The organism is Aeromonas sp. Lyrl_2 (assembly GCF_051948815.1).
GTDB lineage: Bacteria > Pseudomonadota > Gammaproteobacteria > Enterobacterales > Aeromonadaceae > Aeromonas > Aeromonas veronii.
In genome coordinates this window covers 24,477-45,356 of sequence record NZ_JAYJLJ010000007.1, presented here as the reverse complement: position 1 = coordinate 45,356, position 20,880 = coordinate 24,477, and the positions used below count along the sequence as shown (strand labels likewise).

Genomic DNA, 20,880 nt, shown 5'->3' with positions numbered 1-20,880 from the left:
AATCCTGCTCTCAATCTGGCTTGAACATGGCGATCATGTAGTCCTTGGCGCTTTCGACCTTGCCAAGCTGGATGGCCGCTGCCGGATCGACGCCTTTCGGGCACACTTCGGAGCAGTAGCCCACGAAGGTACAGCCCCAGACGCCTTCGTCCTGGCTGATGATGCGCATACGCTCTTTGGCGCCGGCATCACGGTTGTCGACGTTGTAGCGATAGGCCAGAGCCAGTGCCGCCGGACCGGTGAACTTCTTGTTGATGCCGTACTGCGGGCAGGCCGCGTAGCAGAGACCACAGTTGATGCACTGGGAGAACTGCTTGTACTGCGCCATCTGGGCCGGAGTCTGGATGTACTCGCCATCACACAGGCTGCGCGGCTCGCTCGGGATGATGTACGGCTTGATGCTCTCCAGCTTCTCGATGAAGTCGGACATGTCGACCACCAGATCGCGCTCGATCGGGAAGTTGTTGAGCGGCTCGACGGTCATCTTGCCCGGCAGATAGTCGCGCAGGAACGCCTTGCAACCCAGCTTGGGCACACCGTTGACCATCATGCCGCAGGAGCCGCAGATCGCCATCCGGCAGGACCAGCGGAAGCTCAGGGTAGAGTCCAGGTGATCCTTGATGTACTGCAGGGCGTCCAGCAGAGACATCTCTCTCTGGTATGGCACCTGGAAGGTTTGCATCCAGGGCTCGTTATCCTGTTCCGGACGGTAGCGCAGGATCTCAATTTCAATCATCTCAGCCATTCTTCTTAGCCTCGTCTTGTTTCTCACCCTCGGAGCCGTACACGCGTTTTGCCGGCTGGGACTTAGTGATCTTCACATCGGAGTAATCGATGGAGGGCGTTTCGCCATTTTTGTAGAACGAGAGCGTGTGCTTGAGGAAGTTCACGTCATCGCGCTCTTCGTAACCATCCAGACGCTGGTGGGAACCGCGGGACTCTTTACGATTGATGGCGGAGTGCGCCATGGCTTCAGCCACGTCCAGCATGTAGCCCAGTTCGATGGCGTACAGCAGATCGGTGTTGAAGACAGAGGACTTGTCGTTGATTTTGACCTTTTTGTAACGGGCTTTCAGCTCGTTGATCTTGTCGATGGTGCCCTGCATCAGCTCTTCGGTACGGTAGATACCGACACCGGCTTCCATGGACATGCCCAGCTCGTTGCGGATATCGGCCGGGTTTTCGGTACCGTCTATGTCCATCAGGGAGAGGTGTTGCTTGATGAGCGCCTCGGCCTTGGCGGCCAGGGCTTCGGTATTGCCATGCTTCTGAGTCTTGGCAAATTCACCTGCCTGCTCACCGGCCAGCTTGCCGAATACCACGATCTCGGACAGGGAGTTGGAACCCAGACGGTTGGCACCGTGCAGACCGACGGAGGCACATTCGCCCGCGGCGTAGAGGCCGGGCAGACGGGTGGCACACTTGTTGTCAGTCTCGATACCACCCATGGTGTAGTGGGCAGTCGGACGTACCGGGATAGGCTCTTTGGCCGGATCCACGTTGACGTAGGCTTTGGCCAGTTCGCAGATGAACGGCAGACGCTCTTTCAGGTACTTCTCGCCAAGGTGACGCAGGTCGAGGTGAACCACATCGCCCATCGGGCCCTGAATGACGCGGCCTTTCTGCTGCTCTTGCCAGAATGCCTGGGAAACGCGGTCGCGCGGACCCAGCTCCATGTATTTGCTCTTCGGCTGGCCAATCGGGGTTTCCGGGCCCAAGCCGTAGTCTTGCAGGTAGCGGTAGCCATCCTTGTTCAGCAGGACGCCACCCTCACCACGACAACCTTCGGTCATCAGGATGCCGGTGCCCGGCAGGCCGGTCGGGTGATACTGGACGAACTCCATATCACGCAGCGGTACGCCGTGACGGTAGGCCAGTGCCATGCCGTCGCCGGTGACGATGCCACCGTTGGTGTTGTAGCGATAGACACGGCCAGCACCGCCGGTTGCCACGATCACGGATTTGGCCTGGATGAAGCGGGTGATACCGTTCTGGATGTCGAAGGTCAGTACGCCCTGGACACGGCCGTCGTCCACGATCAGATCAAGGCAGAAATGCTCGTCGAAGCGCTTGATGCTCGGGTATTTGACGGAGGTCTGGAACAGGGTGTGCAGAATATGGAAACCGGACTTGTCTGCGGCGAACCAGGTACGCGGAACCTTCATGCCACCAAACGGACGCACGTTGGCTTTGCCATCCGGCTTGCGGCTCCAGGGGCAACCCCAGTGCTCCAGCTGGATCATCTCTTTGGTCGCGTTGTTGACGAAGTATTCCACAACGTCCTGCTCGCACAGCCAGTCACCACCGGAGACGGTGTCGTTGAAGTGGTTTTCGAGGGAGTCGTCATCACGGACGACACCGGCGGCGCCGCCTTCGGCAGCAACCGTGTGGCTGCGCATCGGGTAAACCTTGGAAATCAGGGCGATGTCCAGGTCTGGCTGTGATTCGGCTATAGCGATAGCGGCGCGTAAGCCGGTACCGCCAGCACCGATGATGGCCACATCGGTCTTGATAATATCCACATCTGCCTCCTTAGGGATAGATTTGCTGGGCACGATTTTGCTCTATGAAAAAAATTCAGGCTTGATGCAAGTCAAACTGCTAGGTTTTATTCCCTTTTTATTGGTTATTTTTCTATAAAACACCCAAATCCCTGGATGAAAATGTCGTTATTATCGTCATTTTTTGGTGTTACTGAGCAGTTGAACACCTAGCTACGAGCACTTTAACTTCTGGATTGTACGTAGTTTTCTTTCAATAAAATGCGAATCACCTCTCTTTTTAGGTACTCGCGAAAAAAATTTTAAGTTTTTTATTGTAATTTTTTAATGAGAATTATTGGCATTTATCTATTCGGATAGAAATATGTAATCCGAAATGCGGCGGTAACCACGGCGGTGATCTGATAATTCCAGACGAATTACAAGGATTTCAAGGCGGGGTATTTGGCGGGTAATGTGAGATTACTCACTGAAAATTAAGCGCTATTTAGAAAAATAAAAGGGGCCTGTACGGCCCCTTTTGCTCATGCTCAAATGCGGAACATGCCGACCTGATTGCTCAGTTCACCCGAAATATTTTTAAGTTGTTCAGAGAGATGGCGTGAGCTGTCTGCATCCACTGCCAGTTCGTCCGAGACATCTTTCACTGCCTGAATGTTGCGGCTTACCTCGTCGGTGACGGCCCGCTGCTCTTCAGCCGCGCTGGAGATCTGGGTCGCCATGTCGGAGATCTGGTTGATCGAGGTGGTGATCTGCTCCAGCGCGTGGGTGGCGTTGTTGGCGTCATCCACGCTGTTCTGGGCCAGCAGCTGGCCTTCGTGCATGGTGCTGACCGCCCCTTGGGTATTGCGTTGCAGGGTTTCGATCATATTGCGGATCTCGACGGTGGAGCTGTGGGTACGCTGTGACAGGACGCGCACCTCGTCGGCTACCACCGCAAAGCCGCGGCCCTGTTCACCGGCACGTGCCGCTTCGATGGCGGCGTTGAGTGCCAGCAGGTTGGTCTGCTCGGCGATGCCCTGAATGGTGGATAGGATGGTGTTGATCTCCTGGGCGTTTTTCTCCAGTTCCTGAATGATGTTGGAGGCCTGTTCCACCTGGGTGGCCAGATCTGTGATGGAGCGCTGGTTGCGGGCGATCACCTGCTTGCCATGCTCGCAGCTGCTGGAGGAGCTGCGGGCCGCTTCGGCGGTTTGCTCCGCGTTGCTGGCAACCTCGACCGCAGTGGCCGACATCTCGTGTACCGCAGTGGCGATCTGGGAGATCTCGTTTTGCTGGCGTGCCAGCCCCTGATTGGCCTTCTCCGCCATGCTGTGGGAGGACTTGGCCTGCTGGTTGAGTTGGCCGGAGGAGTTGGAGATATCCTGCACCATCACATGGATCCGCTCGATGAAGGTGTTGACGTGTTTGGCAACCGCGCCTACTTCATCCTCACGTTCAATCTTGATGCGGCGGGTCAGATCGCCGTTGCCACGGGAGAGATCGGCAATCGCTTCGCCCAGGGTTTTCAGAGGGGCCAGCGAGCCGTTGATGGCGACATAGGAGAAGCCTGCCACGATCAGTATGGTGATAAGCCCCTGAATGAGGGAGGAGGTAACCATGCGGCGTACCGATTGGTAGGCGATCTCTTCATCCACCATCATGCCGTAATACCAGTTGGTATTGGGAATGGCATTAAAGTCGTAGACCTCTTTCTTGCCGCTGATCACCAGCTCGTTGATCATGCCGTCATGGGCGACCTGATTGATGTAGGCCGCAGTCAGCTCCGGTGCCAGAGCGGTGGCGGATTTCAGGCTCAGGGAGGCATCGGGGTGCGCGATGATGGTGCCATTGCTGTCCACCAGCATGGCGTAGGTGCCCTCGGTGGTGACCGCAAGAATGTCCGAGATCAGTGAGCTGATGGAGACGTCACCGGCGATGACCCCCTGGGTATTGCCACGCTGGAACGGCTCGGCAATGGTGACAATCAGCTGGCCGGTGGAGATGTCGGCATAAGGGGAGGTGATGGTCATCTTGCCAGCAGCCATTGCGTCTTTGTACCAGGGGCGTTGACGGGGGTCATAACCGGCGGGCAAGTCAGTCGGTTTGCTCTGGATCATTTTGCCGTCAGCGGTACCGGCATAGACCAGGTCGAAGCCACCGGCATTCATGGACTGGGCCAGATGACTGATGGGCTCATCTTCTTTGGCGAATGCTTCCTTGGTGGTGCTGACCATGCTGATCCGGGCGTCGACCCAGCGGGAGATCCCCTTGACGTTGGCCATGGAGCTTTCGTCGATGATGTTCCAGACCAGTCGCTGGGTCTCGCTGCGCAGTTGCGAGGTGTTGTACCAGACCTGCAGGCCGGTGATCACCAGAATGATGACCCCGATAGCCAGAACAAGCTTGTTTTTAATGGATAAGTTCATAGTTACATCCTTGATGAGCGTCAGTCTGAAGTGTGTGGCATCTGATTATTGTTATAGCCTTGTTACTATCGGCCGTAGTCGAACTTTTTTTACCCCGGTCAACAAATTAAAGTTAGTGCCTAAATGGGGGCTTATCCATACGCGTATCGTCCCATCATGGTGAGATAAAGCGATCTGGTCGATTGGTGAAGATTCCATCGACCCCCATGCTAGAGAGCGTTTCATAATCTTCGGGATAATCAACGGTATAAACCAGAACTTTGAGCCCCCGGCGATGTGCATCATCGACTAGCGCGGCGTCGATGAAATCAACATCGCAATTGATGGACCAGGCCCCCAGCTCGTCGGCAAACTGCGCCAGGTTGAGCGGCAGGTTGGCGGTCAGGGCGCCGAGGCGGATATCGGGCCGCAAGGCGGCAAATCGGGCCAGCTCCGGGTGATGGAAGGAGGAGACCACCCACTGGCCGGGAGTAAAGCCCAGCTCGGCCTCTGCCCGTCGGGTCAGGGCTGCCACCGCATCGGCGGTATGAGTCCCCTTGAGCTCGATATGCAGCTCGCAGCGTCCGGCGATGATCTCCATCACCTGCCACAGGGTCGGGATCACCTCTCCTTCACTGGCATCGAGCTGCTCCAGATAGGAGCGGGATTGTTCGGTCAGCACCCCCTTGCCATTGGTGCAGCGCTCCAGCCGCCGGTCGTGGAAGACCCACAACTCGCCATCGGCCGCCTGCACGTCGATCTCGATGGCTGATGCTCCCAGTTCCAGCGCTTTGGCCATCGCCTTGAGGGTGTTCTCCGGTGCCAGACCGCTGGCTCCACGGTGGGCAATAATCTGCATGTTCTGCTCCTTTTACCTCGCGGATCAGCCGCGGCTCAGGTGAATGTCGATCTGTTGATGGGGCAGGGTAAGTCCCTGCTGCTGCATCTTCTCCAGCACCAGCGAGTGAACCTCGTGAGTGATGGGCATCCGGTGATCCATGTTGTTGACGTAGAGGCGGATCTCGTAGATCAGTGCCGAGTCGGTGAATTCGATCAGGAAGACCTCGGGCGTCGGCGTCTCCAATACCAGGGTCGATGCCTGGATGGACTCCTCCAGAATGCGCTGCACCAGTTTTGGATCCCGGGTCAGGCCGATCCGGATCCGCAGTTTGACCCGGGTGATGGCATCGGAGAGCGACCAGTTGATGAACTGTTCGGTGATGAAGGCCTTGTTGGGCACGATTATCTCCTTGCGATCCCAATCCACTATGGTGGTGGCCCGGGTTTTGATCTTGGTGACGGTGCCGGTGAGATCGCGGATGGTGACGGTGTCACCGAGCCGGATCGGCTTCTCGAACAGGATGATGAGGCCGGAGACAAAGTTGGCGAAGATCTCCTGCAGACCGAAACCCAGCCCCACCGAGAGAGCGGCGACCAGCCACTGGGTCTTCGACCAGTCGATGCCGAGCATGGAGAAGCCGGTGAGGGCGCCGATCAGGATCACCAGATACTTGCTGGTGGTCGTGAGGGCAAAGCCGGTACCCGGGGAGAGGCTGAGGTGTTGCAGCAGGGTCAGCTCCATCAGCCCCGGCAGGTTGCGGGCTGTCACCACGGTCAGAATGAAGACGAAGGCGGTCAGCATCAGATCCTGCAAGGTGATGGCCGAGAGCTGCTCGATGCCGCCAATCTTGCTGCTCACCTGCCATACCTCGATATTGCTGAGGAAGCTGAAGGCGGAGTTGAGATCCGACCATTGCACCACCACCAGCATGGTGAAGCCCAGCATCAGCAGGGTGCGCACCAGTCCCAGCGACTGGGCGCTGATGGTATCGAGATCCAGCTCAGTCTCTTCCACCACGTCCGGGGTCTCGGAGCTGAGCTCGTCATGCCCCTCTTCCCGGCCGCGCTGGGCCAGGATCTCGGCCCGCTTGCTCTTGGCGCGCTCGAAGGCGAGGCGGCGGCGCTGGATCAGCATCCAGCGTCTGGCCAGATAGTAGACCAGCAGGCAACCCAGCCCCATCAGCAGGCTAAGTTCCAGCTGGCGCAGCAGGGTGCGCGAGGTATAGAAGTAGCCAAACAGGGCGCCGAACACCGCCAGCAGCGGCGCCAGCATCAGGCTGTTCCAGATGAAGTGGTGCAGCAGATGGGGCTTGGTCATGTCGGTCTGGCCCCAGGTGAGCGGCAATCGCTCCCGGTTGAGACGGGCAAAGAAAAGCAGCAGCCAGAGTGCACCGATCATGAAGGCCATCCGGCCGAGGGAGTCGTAGAAGGCGTGCTCCTGATAGCTGTTGGCCATCCCCTGCACGAAGAAACTCGGGATCAGCACCAGCAGCAGGGTGCGAAACTGCCCCCACACCTTTTGCACCTGTTCCCGAGGCCAGCGGAAGTGGTGGATCAAAATCCCCCTCTCCAGTGTCAGATGGCGGGCCATCACCAGCGCCAGCAGCAGAAACCAGATCTCGCCAAGACCGCGCGCCACCGCAACCGTAAACGGGTATTGCCAGGCCCCTTCGAGCAGGCCGCGTACCATCAGCACCATGGCGGGCAAGGGGAGTGCGGCAAGCAGGGAGCGCAGCAGCAAGCGGCTGGTGAGGCTGAATTTGTCCTGGGTCACCTTGCCGATCCGCGGCGCAATATGGTCGCAATAGAGGCTCAGATGACGGGCCAGCTTGAACCAGCTCCAGGCCAGCACCAGCAGACCAATACCGGCCAGCGTGAGGCTCAGCGGGCTGTTCTCGGCGATGGCGTAGGGCAGTTGCAACCAGTTGTCCGGGTTGAAGGCCAGGGTCAGCGCGGCGGGAATACCGAGCATCACCTGTGGGGTAAAGGGGCGCACATCGGGCATCCAGAACAGGTGGCTGGCGCTTATTTCACGGATCTCGTCGATCTTGCTGTTCTGGCGGCTGTAGAGCAGCTTGAGACGGGTCTGCTCCTGAATGAGGGTGTCGGAGGCGTCGTTGAGCCGGGTCAGCAACTGGCGCCGGGCCTTGAGCAGGTTGTCGAGCACCGCTTGCTGCGGCCGATCGAGCGTCACCTCCTCTTCGGCCATCAGCTTGTCGCGCAGCTGGCGGGTATCCTTGAGCCCATCCTGCTCGCTCTCGTACTGGTACTTGGCCATGCGGGCGCTGACGATGGCTGACTCCAGCTTGTCGAGGGGGAACTGGGGAGGCAGATCGGAGAGTTTGCTACGCAGGTTCTCGCCATAGGCATTACTGATCTGCAGCCACTCCAGCTGTTCGCGTACCGAGTTGACCAGCTCATTCAGTTCAAACAGATTCTTGTCGACAGTGCGCTGTTCGTCCTGCACCCGCTCAATCTGATCTTCCAGTGTGCCGAGCTGGATGGAGAGCGCCTGATTCTGCTGTTGCTGCTCCAGCAGCAGCGGCATGTCGGTGGTGAGCTGTTTGCGCAGCCGTTCGCTCTCCTCCAGCGCCTGCTCGGTCTTCTCCCGCCGCAGCTGGTTCTGCTGGGTCAGCAGGCTGGCTTGCCACTCATCCTCGTCGGCGATGGCCAGATTGAGCTCCTGCAGCTTCAGCTTGCCGAGATCGTTGCGCTGCTGGGCCGAGAGTTGCTCCAGCTCCAGCATCTGGATCCGGTCGGAGAGGCTCTGCTCCTTCATTCTGGTCAGCAGCAGTTGTGCCTCCTGCTGGCGATCCGATTCGCTGCTGAAGCTCAGTCGCTCCAGCTGGCTGCGGGTCAGTTGCAGCTGTTTGCGCAGATCGTCCACCCGCAGGTGATACTCCTGACCGGTGCTCTCCAGCTGGTTGAGGCTGTCCATCACCCCCTGCCGCTCCTTGCGCAGGTTGAGCTGACGGTTGCTGCTCAGGCCTATGGCCTGGCGCAGCGCCTCCTCCTTAAGGCTCGCCAGCGGCGGGCGAGCGGCGGGCTGATAGTTGTGCAGGCTCTCCTTGAGGCGTGCCGACTCCTTGGGGTAATCGATAAGGATCTGCTGATAGGCTTTGCTCTGCTCCCGATAGCGCTCGGCCTCTCTGGCAAATTGCAGCGCCTGCTGGTAGCTCTCCCGCAGCTTCTGGTTTTCCGGGGTATCGCTCTTGGGCACGCTCTGCAACAGGGATTCGGCCTGGGCAATGGCATCGTCGGCGCGCACGGCTGGCGGCAACAAGATAAGGGAGAGCAGCAAGAGGGTGAGCAGGCGTTGCAACATGAGGCTCGTTTCCGTTCAGAAGAGGTGGCCCTAGCCTAAAACAGGGCAGGGAGGCGGGTAAAGCAGTCTATATTAATGATTCATAACACAAATAACAGGAAGTCGTGCTGCCGTTTCGCTATGATCCCGGCCGCTTTCTCTCCACCGAGTCGAATATGTCAGCTGTTGATCTGGGCACAGCCCCGCTATCTCGCCTTTTCTGGCGTTACGTAACCCCGACCGTGGCGGCCATGCTGATCACCGGCATCTATGTCACCATCGATGGCATCTTCGTTGGCCATGTGCTGGGTCAGGATGGCATGGCCGGTCTGATGCTGGCTTATCCCATCTGCGCCGTGCTCTATGCGGTGGGGGCCCTGATCGGCATGGGGGCCTCGTCGCTGGTCTCCTTCTATCTGGGGCAGGGCAACCCGGCCAAAGCCCGCCATATCGTCGGCAATGCCCTGGTGATGGTGTTGCTTGCCTCGGCACTGCTCAGTTTTATCGGGATCCGTTATGGCGAGCCCATGCTGGCCTGGATGGGGGCGGAGGGGGAGATCTTCACCTCCGGGCTCTCCTACCTGCAGGCCTACGCCTGGCTGGGCGTCTTTGCGGTGCTGTCGATGGCGTTCAGCTCTCTGCTGCGCAACGATGGCCGCCCCGGGTTTGTCACCCTCATCATGGTAGTCGGGGGCCTGCTTAACGTGCTGCTCGATTATCTGCTGATGGTAGTGTTTCCGTTTGGACTGGCCGGGGTGGCGACGGCCACCATGCTCTCCCAGGCAGTGACGGGCCTAGCCTGCCTGTGGCACTTCTTCACGCCGCGCAGCCAACTGCGGATAAGCTGGGACACCTTGCGCCCCGATCTGCGGCTGATGGGTGAGACGGTGCGCCTCGGGATCTCCAGTTTTCTGATGTACCTCTATCTCTCTGTGGTGCTGGCGCTGCACAACAAGGCGTTGCTGGCGGTCGGCACTTCGCTGCACGTGGCGGCCTACGGGGTGATCAGTTACACCGAGGCCTTCTTCTATCTGGTGTTTGAGGGGATCGCCATGGGTATCCAGCCCATCGCCAGCTTTAACGCGGGCGCCGGTCACTGGCGGCGGGTGCTGCGGATCCGCAATCTGGCACTCGGAGTGACGTTGGGGATCGCCCTGTGCGCCATGTTCCCGCTTTATCTGTGGCCGGAGGCGGCGGTCTATCTGTTTGCCGGCGACAACGCCACCTTGCTGCCGGTGGCGAGCCTCGGGATCTGGCTCTACTTCTGGGGGCTGCCGATGGAGGGTTTGCTGCTGGTGGGGGCCACTTACTTCCAGGCCATCAATCGGGCCCGCATCGCCTCCCTGCTCACCGGCGGCAAGCTGGTGCTGATCGGCGGTTTCTTGTGGGGATTCTCGACCCTGTGGGGCGTGCCCGGCGTCTGGCTGGCATTGCCAACGTGCAGCTCGCTGCTGGTGCTGGTAATGTGGCGGGCGATGCGTCGGGAGTCCGGTGCCCACGCGCTGGCCGGATAGGTAATCAGGTTCGACGTGCAGATAGCAGACAGGCAGCCATGGGCTGCCTGTTTTGTTAGAGGATGTTTTGTTAACGGGCTCTGCCGATTCAGGGCTTGAAGGCGCCGATAAAGATAGCGGGATCGACCCGGGTGTCGTTGAGGCTGACGTTCCAGTGCATATGGGGGCCGGTAGCGCGGCCGGTCGAACCGACTCGCCCGACGATACCGCCACGCGGCAGGCTCTGGCCGAGCTTCACATCGATCTTCGACATGTGGCAGAACATGCTGATGAGCCCCTGACCGTGGTCGACAAAGACGGTATTGCCATTGAAGAAGTAGTTGCCGATCAGGATCACCTTGCCGGCGGCGGGGGACTTGATCGGGGTGCCGGCGCCCACGGCGAAGTCGAGGCCGGAGTGGGGATTGCGCTCCTCGCCATTGAAGAAACGACGCAGGCCAAACGGGCTGGAGAGGGGGCCGTTGACCGGCTTGTCGAACATCAGGTTGCTCGGCTGGTTGGGGCTGAAGGTCTGGTAAGCCCGGGTCTGCTCCGCCAGCTCGCGGTTGATACGGGTCATATCCTCGGCGAGCGGATTGACCTGACGGCTGTTCTTGAGCTTGATGTGCTGCTCGCGGTAGTGCTTGGGGGTCACGGTGAAGCCGAGAATACGGCCATCACCTGTGCTCAGTTGCTGGGCACCGGGCGGGTTTTTGAGAGAGATGCCGACGATGGCGATCCACTGGTTGTCTTCGCGCACCACCAGCACGGGTTTGTCGTGATAGCGGGCCGTGGGGGCAGTGGGTGACGCGCCAAGAGGGATCACCGCAACGCCACCTGGCACCGGATGGTTGAGCAGACGGCTGATAAAACCCTCGGCCAGGGCCGACTGGCTGGCCAGTAACAACAACAGACAACACACAACTCTCATGACGATACCACTCGATGTTAAAACGCCCGGGATGGCGGGATGACAGCCTCCTGTCCGGCAGTCGCCGATCACTAAAGGGTGATCACGACATGCTGGCCACGACAGGCGCGGCTGGAGGAGGGGACAGATTGTGCCTCGTTATGGTCGAGGCAGCCAGAGGCGGGGCGTGGCTGACGCCCATTTTGTGCATCGCTGCGTCAGGTTTTATGTCGTGGTCGGGCCGCTTCGCCATTGAGTCGCCCCCCGCCCTGGCTCTAGAATCGGCTTCCGGCACTGATGCCACCGACACTCCGAGGAGACGATATGAACGGATTACCCCCTTTGCGCACCACACCGGCCCGGTACACGACAGGTCGTGGCTGGCTCTGGGTTCGCAGCGGGTTCGATATCTTCAACAAGGGGATGGGGATCAGCGTAGCCATGGTGCTGGTCTGGTTGATGGTGGGCATGCTGCTGGAGCAACTGCCGGCAGGGGGCCTTATCTCCCAGCTGCTCTACATGGTGTGGGGCGCGGGTTGGGTGGCGGTCGCCGCTCGGGGTTATCGGGGGGAGCCGCTGCAGTTTGCCGATCTCTTCGCCGGTTTTCGCCACAAGTTGACCCCGCTGATGCTAGGCGGTCTGCTGGTGTTGCTGCTGTTTAGCCTGGTGGGCCTCGTCTGTCTCGGTCTGCTCTCCATGTGGGGGCTGCTCCCGCTGCTGACGCAGGATCCCGAGAGCATGGTGGTCTCTGCGAGCCAGTTGCAGCAACTACTGCTGGTATTGCTGGTGGGGATGCTGCTCATCATTCCCGTGCTGATGGGGGTCACCTTTGCTCCGGCGCTGATCTACCACCACGATATCGGCATCATCCAGGCGGTACGGCTGAGCTTCTTCGGCTGCTGGCACAATATTTTTCCCTTCTTCTGGTGGGGGCTGCTCTCAGCCATGTTATTGCTGTTTGGCGCTGTGCTGTTACTGGTAGGTCTGCTGGTGGTGATCCCGGCGCTCAACTACTCCATCTATGTGGCTTATCGGGATATTTTCCTGGACGAGAGTGCGCAGCCGGAAGCGCCGCACTCAGAACCATTCGGATTTGAAGCCTGATCAAGGGATCAGAGTGAAGAAGGGGCCCGCAGCGGCCCCTTCTTCATGATCGGGTTTGAGGTGTGCTTACTCCTGCCAGATGGGATCCGTCGCCATGCGGGCCAGCAGAAAATCGAGGAAGCTGCGCAGCAGTGGCGACATCTGTTTGCGGGTGGCATACACCCCGTAGACCCCGAGGCGCTTGGGCTGCCAGTCGGTCAGCAGGGGCACCAGTTCCCCGCGCTCCAGATAGGGTTGTGCCGAGTAGCGGGGTTGCAGGCTGATCCCGGCGCCTTCCAGCGTTGCTTCCAGCAGCAGGTTGGAAATATTGGCACTCAGGTTACCGCTAACCGGCACTGACTCGGGACCGTCCGGTCCATTGAACTCCCACAGGCTCTTGCCAAAGTAGGTGTAGGTGAGGCAGTTGTGCAGCGCCAAATCCTGCACCTTGTGTGGCATCGGATGACGGGCCAGATAGGCCGGGCTGGCGCAGACTACCGAGTGGCAGGTGCCGAGACGACGCGCCACCAGATTGGGGTCTAGGTCGTTGGTGATGCGCACCGCCAGATCGATCCGCTCCTCTACCAGATTGACGGTTCTGTCGAGCAGCAGAATGTCGATGGCCGTCCCCGGGTATTGGGCGAGATAGTCGTTGGCAGCCCCGACCAGCAGCGCTTCTGACAGGGAGTAGCTGCTGGTGATCCGCAGTTGCCCCTTGGGGGCGTCATCCCCCTTCACGGCGATCTGCTCCATCTCTTCGCCGAGCGCCAGCATGGCGCGGGCCCGGTTCAGTGCCTCCTCTCCTGGCCCGGTCAGACTCAGACGACGGGTAGTACGGTGCAGCAGGCGGGCGCCCATCCAGCTCTCCAGCTCGGCCAGATAGCGCGACACCATGGCGCGCGACATATCCAGTTTCTCTCCGGCGCCGCTCAGGCTCCCTTGTTCGACTACGCTGACAAAGACCCGCAAGGCGGTCAGTCGATCCATGTACGGCTCTCTATATGTTCGATATGTGCAACAGTGATGCGCTTTTTATGCTGTATTTGCACCTTAAGTGATCCAATACACTGTGTCCATCAAATGAACCCCCGAATACTTAATGAGGAATAGATGATGAACAACACCCTGATCCGCAACCTGACTCTGGCGACCACCCTGCTGAGTGGCGCCGCACTGGCCGCCCCCCTGAGCGTGACCGTCTACAACCCTGGCGAGAAGGCGATCTTCCCGGTCTCCTCCTCACTGGTGACCGGTGACAAAGAGGCCATCCTGATCGATGCCCAGTTCGATGTGCAAAATGGTCAGGCGCTGGTCGACATGATCAAGAAGAGCGGCAAGAAGCTGACCACTGTCTATATCAGTGCCGGTGACCCCGACTTCTATTTCGGTCTGGAGCCGGTCATGGCGGCGTTCCCGGATGTCAAAGTGCTGGCCGATCAGCATGTGGTTGACCACATCAACCAGACCAAGGATGCCAAGCTGAGCTACTGGAGCCCGATCCTCGGCAAGGGCGCACCGAAGAGCCTGACCGTGCCGCAAGTGATGACCGCCAGTCACCTGACGCTGGATGGTGAGAAGATTGAAATCAAAGAGATGAACACCCCGAATGCTTACCTCTGGGCCCCTTCCATCAAGACTGCTTTTGGTGGTGTGCCGGTCTACCACGGGGTGCATGTCTGGATGGCCGACAGCCAGACCAAAGCGGCTCGCAGCAACTGGGTCAAGGCGCTGGATAACCTGCTGGCCCTGAAACCCGAGCGTGTGGTACCGGGCCACTTCCTGGGCTCTGCTCCCAAAGGCACTGCCGCTGTGACCTTTACCCGTGACTATGTAGAGCGTTTCGAACAGGAGCTGGCCAAGGCGAAAAACTCCGGTGAGCTGATTGAGGCTCTGAAGAAGGCCTATCCGGCACTGCCGGTTGACGATGGTCTGGCCATCGGTGCCAAGGTCAATACCGGCGAGATGAAGTGGTAAGCCACTGAGCCTGCTTTCCCTGTGTTTTTTACCGGGCCTAAGGGCCCGGTTTTTTATCCGAGATTGAAGTGAGAATGAAGATGAGCGAACAACAAACCACCCTCTATTATGTCTATGACCCGCTCTGTGGCTGGTGCTACGGTGCCGCCCCCCTGTTGCAGGCGGCAGCCACCATTGCTGGGCTCAAGATCGAGCTGCATGCGGGCGGTCTCTGGATGGGTAGTCGCCGTCAGCCGATGGGCGAGGCATTGCGTGATTATGTGCGCCCCCATGATCAGCGGATCGAAGCGCTGACCGGCCAGCATTTTGGCGAACGCTACTTTAACGAACTGCTGCTGCGGGAAGGCTGTCTGCTGGACTCCGAGCCGCCGATCCGTGCGGTTTTGGCCGTCACGGCGTTGGGGGGCGATGGGCTGGTCATGTTGCACCGGATCCAGCAATCCCACTATCGGGACGGGATCTGGATTGGTGAGCCGGCATTTCTCGCCACGCTGGCGGCAGAGCAGGGGATTGCAGCCGAGGCATTCCAGCAATCCTATCTGCAGGCGCCCTTGCTGCAACATCTGGCAGATAGCCAAGGCTGGATGAAACGGCTGGGCGGTCAGGGTTATCCCACCCTTGGGTTGATGCACAACGGTAAGGTGAGTACTGTGCGAGTGGCTGACTTTTTGGGCGATCCTGCCGGGTTGCGTCAGCATCTTCTTGAGTTGATGGAATAGTTATTAGAATGTGGACGGACAAGGTCTCTTTAGAAGTGGAGTGAACGGGCCGATATTCCTGTATGCAGAAGCGATATGAAAGCCTTCGACTTTCTGCTTGCAGACTATGCTCTATGTGACCATTCCCGGCGGATGTTGCGGGAGTGCAGACTCATTTCAAGGAAGCCCCCATATGTTCAAAAACATGTCTATCGGCCAGAAACTGAGTGCCGGATTTGCCATCCTGGCACTGCTGGTACTGGGCTTGGCCTGGTTTTCCATCAGCCAGTTGGCAAAGCTCTATGGTGATACCGAAACCATCACTGACAACCTGCTGCCGTCAACCCGCTATGCCAGCCAGATGCATGTTGCCATTCTGGATGCGCGCCGCTCAGAGCTGGCCCAGGTCATCGGTGGTCTGAACAAGGATGATCAAGAGGTAAGCGATCGCACCCTGACCTTCAATAAGGCCAGGCAGGAATTTGAGCAAGCAGCCCAAAAATACGGTGCTTTAGCTTTCACTACAGGTGAAGAGAAACAGGTTTATGAGCAGGTGGTTGCGGCGGGGGCCAAGTATTTTGCGGTGCATGACCAACTGTTGAGCGCCTTCGCTGCTGGCGATCTGGAGCGAGTCAGAAGTCTGCGCAAAAACGAAACCCGGGTCGCGCTGGAGGAGGTGGGAGCAAAATCCTTCCGCTTGCGGGAAATCAATAACGAGATTGCGGCCCAGATGACAAAAAATGTGGAGGCGCTCTACAGCAGTGCCAGAACCATGAGCGTCATCGTCAGTCTGGTGACGCTGGGTTTTGTGGTGGCAATTGCCTGGCTGCTGACTGGTCAGATCCGCAACCCCGTGATGGCGTTACTGGAACAGACCCGTCGTGTCTCCTCTGGTGATCTCACCTCCCGTATCGATATGCAGCAGTTCAACAATGATGAACTGGGAACCCTTGCCAAAGGGTTTGGTGAGATGCAGACCAATCTGCGCACTCTGGTGAGTGAAGTGTCGGGCTCTGTGGTTCAACTGAGTTCCGCTGCGGAGGAGATCAGCTCTGTTGCCAGCCAGTCAGCCAACAATATGAATGCTCAGCAACATGAGCTGAACCAGCTGGCGACGGCGATGAACGAGATGCAGGCTACGGTGCAGGAGGTCTCTCGCAACACCAGCGATGCGGCCAGTGCCGCCACCTCGGCCAGCGAAACGGCAGAGATTGGTGCGCAAACGGTGAATGACTCCATTCTGCGCATCGAGCGGGTCGCCGGTGCTATCGAGAGCACTGCGGTGGTGATACGCCAACTGGGCGATGACAGCCGCAATATCGGTATGGTGCTAGAGGTGATCCGTGGCATTGCCGAACAGACCAACCTGCTGGCATTGAACGCAGCCATTGAAGCGGCCCGTGCCGGTGAGCAGGGGCGGGGTTTTGCGGTGGTGGCCGATGAGGTGCGTACTCTGGCCAAGCGCACTCAGGATTCCACCTCCCAGATCAACACCATTATTGCCGAGTTACAGCAGCGTGCCGAACAGGCCGGCAGTACCATGCAACAGAGTCAGGAGCTGATGAACACCACGGTTGCTACCGCGCGGGAAGCTGGCGAGTCTATCTCCCAGATCAGTGGCTCAGTCAGCAGCATCTCCCACATGAACATCCAGATTGCAACGGCCACGGAAGAGCAGGGCGCGGTGAGCGAGGAGCTCAACCGTAACGTGGTCAATATCAGTCATGCTTCCGAAGAGGTGGCCGCCGGTGCCACCCAGATGGCTCAGGCGTGCAACGAGTTGAACCACCTGGCTACCCAACTGCAGGATATGGTGCGCCGTTTCAGGGTGTAATCCATCGGCGAGTCAAACAGCCCGATTACCGCAAGGTGGTCGGGCTTTTCTGTTTTGGAGGGGCAGCCAGAGAGGCTCACTGCAAGTGGATGACTTGTCCCGCCGGACGATATTGTGCATGCTGATGGCCCATTTTCCAGGCAGGACTCTTGCTGTATGAATCTTCGCGATCTCGAATATCTGGTGGCGCTGGATGAGGAAAAACATTTTCGTAAAGCTGCTGAACGCTGCTTTGTCAGTCAACCCACCCTGAGCGGCCAGCTGCGCAAGCTGGAGGATGAACTCGGGGTCATTCTGATCGAACGTACCTCGCGCAAGGTGCTGTTTACGCCTGCTGGCGATGCCATGGCCCATCAGGCGCGTCGGGTGCTCAAGGAGGTGCGCGAGCTCAAGAGCATCGGTCAGCACTTCTCCGAACCGATGTCCGGGGAGATCCATATCGGTTTTATTCCGACCGTGGGCCCCTACCTGTTGCCCCGCATTATCCAGACCCTGCGTGAGCGTTTTCCCCAGCTGGAGTTTTACCTCTATGAGGAGCAGACCCAAACCCTGCTCAAACGGCTGGAAGAGGGGGAGCTGGATTGCGTCATTCTGGCCGAGATGCCTGGGATGGAGGGGTTTGGTTCAATCCAGCTCTATCATGAGCCGATGTGGTTGGCGGTGCCTTGCCATCACCCCGAAGCACAGGCCAAACAGGTGCCACTCGGTAATCTCAAGGGCAAGAAATTGCTGATGCTGGCCGATGGCCACTGTTTGCGGGATCAGGCGATGGGATTCTGTTTCGCCGGCGGGATAGGTGAGGATCAACGCTTTAAGGGGACCAGTCTCGAGACGCTGCGTAACATGGTGGCCGCCGGTAGTGGCATGACTTTGGTGCCAAAGTTGGCCGTACCTGCCGATCATGATGAGGGCGGGGTGAGCTATCGACCTGTGGTTGACCCTGTGCCGGGGCGTACCATCTCGCTGCTCTATCGCCACTACTCGGTGCGTCGCCCCTGTTTCAACGAGCTGGCCGCCTCGATCGCCACGCTGATGACCAAGCAGTTGGCCCAATAAAAAAACCGGCAGCCAAGGCTGCCGGTTTTGCTTCTGCCGCGAGAGCAGCTTAGAAGATATCGTCGGTTGAGACAGGCCCTTCTACATCGGGGTTGTCACCGCCGTAGACCTGATTGCCATCCGAGCTCGGTGCTGCGTAGCGGGTCGGCTCGGTCCCTTCCTTGAAGTATTCGTCGGTTCCGCCACTGGTTGCCAGCAGGCCGGTTTCGCTATCAATCTTCACCGTCATGATCCCCTCGGGAACCGGCATCTTGTGCTCAGGCAGCTTTTTGAGGGCGACTTTCATGAAGTCGATCCAGATAGGCTGCGCGGCGCCACCGCCAAACTCGGCACGGCCAAGGCCACGCTGGTGGTTGTCAAAACCGATCCAAGAGGTGGCAACTATATCCGGGGTGTAGCCGGAGAACCAGGCATCCCGCGATTCGTTGGTGGTACCGGTTTTACCGGAGATGTCGTGACGTTTCAGGTCGCGGGCTGCACGCCAGCCGGTACCACGCCAGCCGTTGCCCCCCCAGATGGCTGTACTCAGAGTGTCGGTGATCAAGAATGCACTCTGGGCACTGATGGTATGCGGGGCGATGGTTGGCGCGAGAGGGCTCTGCGTGCCATCTTGTGCGGCTCCATCAACAGTTGTCTGCGGCAGTGTGCTCTGCTCGGGTGCGGCCTGCTGTTCGCAGGTGGTGCAAGCAATAGCAGGGTTGGCCTGATAGAGGGTGTTCTCCAGACTGTCGGTCACTTTGTCGATGAAGTATGGGGTCACCAGGAAGCCACCGTTGGCCAGAACCGAGTAACCACGCACTACCTCGAGGGGGGTGAATTCGGCAGCACCCAGCGCCAGCGACTCATGGGGAGAGATGAAGTCGCGGGGGAAGCCAAAGCGGGTCAGACCGTCGATATAGGTATCCAGACCGATAGCGCGCATCAGTCGAACCGACATCACGTTCTTGGACTTGGCCAGACCCAGACGCAGCGGGGTGGGGCCATCATAAACGGCCGGGGAGTTCTTGGGCTGCCACATGGGCCCTTTTGATGGATCCCACTGGTTGATCGGCGCATCGTTGATGAGCGACGCCAGGGTATAGCCATGCTCCAGCGCGGTCGCATAGAGGAAGGGCTTTATATTGGAACCGATCTGGCGACGCGCCTGATCGACCCGGTTGAATTTGGATAGTTCGAAGCTGAAACCACCGACCAGTGCTTCCAGTGCCCCATTTTTCGGGTTCATGGCAACCAGCGCGGCGTTGACGTCCGGGATTTGGGCCAGCAGCAACTCTTCGCCCTCTTCCCGCACCCAGATCTGGGCGCCGACTTTCAGCACATCGCGCGCCGATTTCGGGGCATAGCTCTGACGGTCGTCGGTAATAAAGGAGCGAGCCCATTTGATGCCATTCCAGCCGAGCTCTGCTTCCTTGCCATTTTTCAGTACCAGCGTGGCGCTGCGATCACCGAGCTTGGTCACGACCGCCGCCATCAGCGGATCATAAGTGGGCTGCTTGCCAAGGTGAGCGACGATCTGCTCGTAATCCCAGGCTGTCTCGCCAGCCTTCCACAACTGAGCCGTCGGGCCGCGATAGCCGTGGCGCATATCATAGGCAAAAACGCCATCCAGCAGCGCCTGTCTGGCTGCCCGCTGACGCTCGGCAGAGACGGTAGTGTAGACGTGCAGGCCCATGGTATAAGCATCTTCACCGAACTGCTCGACCATCTTCTGGCGCACCATTTCACCGAGATAGGGGGCGTGCAGGGTCACTTCGGCGCCGTGAAAACGGGCCTTGATCGGCATTTTGGACGCTTCGTCAAACTGGGCCTGGGTGATCTTGCCGGTTTCCAGCATCCGGCCCAGCACCACGTTGCGGCGCGCAAAGGCGCGCTCGGGGGAGCGAATGGGGTTGAGCATGGAGGGGGCTTTCGGCAGACCGGCAATAATGGCGATCTCGTCCAGTCCCAGATCCTTGACCTCTTTACCAAAGTAAACCTGTGCCGCAGCACCGATCCCGAAGGAGCGATAACCGAGGGGGATCTTGTTGAGGTAGAGTTCGAGGATCTCATCTTTTGAGAGATTCTGCTCGATCCGCCAGGCCAGGAAGACCTCCTTGATCTTGCGGATGATGGTCTTCTCATTGCTCAGGAAGAAGTTGCGGGCAACCTGCTGGGTGATGGTACTGGCACCCTGACGGGCATGGCCGGAGACAGCCCAGACGGATGCAGCTCGAATGATACCAATCGGGTCAATGCCCGGGTGCTCATAAAAACGTGCATCTTCGGTCGCCAGTACGGCATCGATCATGGGTTGCGGAATTTCGTCCAGACGCAGCGGAATGCGACGAATTTCGCCATATTGGGCGATCAACTCCCCATCCCGGCTGTAAACCCGCATCGGGGTTGCCAGCTTGACGTCACGCAGTGCGGTGACATCGGGCAGTTGGGGTTTGATATAGAAGTAGATACCGATGAGGCTGGCAACACCCAGCACAGCACCCAGCATCATGACAATAAACAGGCGAACGAGCCATTTCAGCATGGAAGAACTACCAATCGTCTTAAAATTAGCCAACGGGCGCAGAGTATAGCCCTTTTGCCATCGGGAATTCGAGGTTTTCCTGTGGCGAGCCACCCACCTCAAAAAGGATGCGAGAGGTTAGCACTACAGGGAGCAATTACCAAGGAGGGCCACTTGCCATGAAGAAAGCGAGATGGGTCACTTTTCGACATAAACTTTATGACATTGATAGTTAGAGCATTTAGGATGAGTGAAGCACTCCTCTGATCGGGTGTCCTACACTCTGTTCAGGAATAAAAC

The 20,880-nt window shown here is 58.7% G+C and carries 14 protein-coding genes; 6 read left to right on the top strand and 8 right to left on the bottom strand.

Annotated elements, in window-relative coordinates:
* Positions 1 to 10: 10 nt before the first annotated feature.
* From VF684_RS07910 to mscM, 5 genes are all read right to left on the bottom strand, one after another.
* Positions 11 to 745, bottom strand: a complete 735-nt coding sequence (locus VF684_RS07910; RefSeq protein WP_005335057.1) for a succinate dehydrogenase/fumarate reductase iron-sulfur subunit — start codon at positions 743 to 745, stop codon at positions 11 to 13.
* Entirely contained in the window at positions 738 to 2,522 is a 1,785-nt protein-coding gene (frdA, locus tag VF684_RS07905) for a fumarate reductase (quinol) flavoprotein subunit (protein ID WP_047437968.1), read from the bottom strand. Before frdA ends, VF684_RS07910 begins: the two co-directional genes overlap by 8 nt.
* A gap of 509 nt (positions 2,523 to 3,031) precedes the next feature.
* Entirely contained in the window at positions 3,032 to 4,909 is a 1,878-nt protein-coding gene (locus VF684_RS07900; RefSeq protein ID WP_106842805.1) for a methyl-accepting chemotaxis protein, read from the bottom strand.
* A 154-nt stretch (positions 4,910 to 5,063) separates the two neighbouring features.
* Positions 5,064 to 5,747, bottom strand: coding sequence for a glycerophosphodiester phosphodiesterase (locus tag VF684_RS07895; RefSeq protein ID WP_376899862.1), 684 nt, complete (start codon positions 5,745 to 5,747; stop codon positions 5,064 to 5,066).
* Positions 5,748 to 5,771: 24 nt separating this feature from the next.
* Positions 5,772 to 9,053: a miniconductance mechanosensitive channel MscM gene (gene mscM, locus VF684_RS07890; RefSeq protein WP_376899864.1), complete on the bottom strand. Its 3,282-nt coding sequence runs from the start codon at positions 9,051 to 9,053 to the stop codon at positions 5,772 to 5,774.
* 155 nt (positions 9,054 to 9,208) lie between these two features.
* On the opposite strand from mscM, the gene VF684_RS07885 reads away from it, so the two are divergent.
* On the top strand, positions 9,209 to 10,546 hold the full coding sequence (locus VF684_RS07885; RefSeq protein ID WP_335833857.1) for an MATE family efflux transporter: 1,338 nt from the start codon (positions 9,209 to 9,211) through the stop codon (positions 10,544 to 10,546).
* An 88-nt stretch (positions 10,547 to 10,634) separates the two neighbouring features.
* On the opposite strand, the gene VF684_RS07880 is transcribed toward VF684_RS07885, so the two are convergent.
* On the bottom strand, positions 10,635 to 11,456 hold the full coding sequence (locus VF684_RS07880; protein WP_376899867.1) for a peptidoglycan DD-metalloendopeptidase family protein: 822 nt from the start codon (positions 11,454 to 11,456) through the stop codon (positions 10,635 to 10,637).
* Between the two features lie 303 nt (positions 11,457 to 11,759).
* Between VF684_RS07880 and VF684_RS07875 the strand changes: the two genes are divergently transcribed.
* Positions 11,760 to 12,539, top strand: coding sequence for a BPSS1780 family membrane protein (locus tag VF684_RS07875; RefSeq protein ID WP_376899869.1), 780 nt, complete (start codon positions 11,760 to 11,762; stop codon positions 12,537 to 12,539).
* A 66-nt stretch (positions 12,540 to 12,605) separates the two neighbouring features.
* Here VF684_RS07875 and VF684_RS07870 read toward each other — a convergent pair whose 3' ends face one another.
* The gene (locus VF684_RS07870; protein ID WP_128835130.1) at positions 12,606 to 13,505 is read right to left on the bottom strand and encodes a LysR family transcriptional regulator; all 900 of its coding nucleotides are present in this window, start codon (positions 13,503 to 13,505) and stop codon (positions 12,606 to 12,608) included.
* 126 nt (positions 13,506 to 13,631) lie between these two features.
* Here VF684_RS07870 and VF684_RS07865 point away from each other — a divergent pair, with 126 nt between their 5' ends.
* The 4 genes from VF684_RS07865 (at position 13,632) to oxyR (ending at position 18,080) form a co-directional block, all read left to right on the top strand.
* Positions 13,632 to 14,492 (top strand): Vmh family MBL fold metallo-hydrolase, encoded by an 861-nt coding sequence (locus VF684_RS07865; protein ID WP_110302660.1) that lies wholly within the window; start codon positions 13,632 to 13,634, stop codon positions 14,490 to 14,492.
* A 74-nt stretch (positions 14,493 to 14,566) separates the two neighbouring features.
* Positions 14,567 to 15,211 (top strand): DsbA family protein, encoded by a 645-nt coding sequence (locus VF684_RS07860; RefSeq protein WP_139441856.1) that lies wholly within the window; start codon positions 14,567 to 14,569, stop codon positions 15,209 to 15,211.
* A 172-nt stretch (positions 15,212 to 15,383) separates the two neighbouring features.
* The gene (locus tag VF684_RS07855) at positions 15,384 to 17,024 is read left to right on the top strand and encodes a methyl-accepting chemotaxis protein (RefSeq protein WP_376899874.1); all 1,641 of its coding nucleotides are present in this window, start codon (positions 15,384 to 15,386) and stop codon (positions 17,022 to 17,024) included.
* Between the two features lie 156 nt (positions 17,025 to 17,180).
* Complete coding sequence (gene oxyR / locus VF684_RS07850) at positions 17,181 to 18,080, top strand: DNA-binding transcriptional regulator OxyR (protein WP_047437957.1); 900 nt, start codon at positions 17,181 to 17,183, stop codon at positions 18,078 to 18,080.
* 49 nt (positions 18,081 to 18,129) lie between these two features.
* Here oxyR and VF684_RS07845 read toward each other — a convergent pair whose 3' ends face one another.
* Entirely contained in the window at positions 18,130 to 20,601 is a 2,472-nt protein-coding gene (locus VF684_RS07845; RefSeq protein WP_376899876.1) for a penicillin-binding protein 1A, read from the bottom strand.
* Positions 20,602 to 20,880 lie beyond the last annotated feature (279 nt).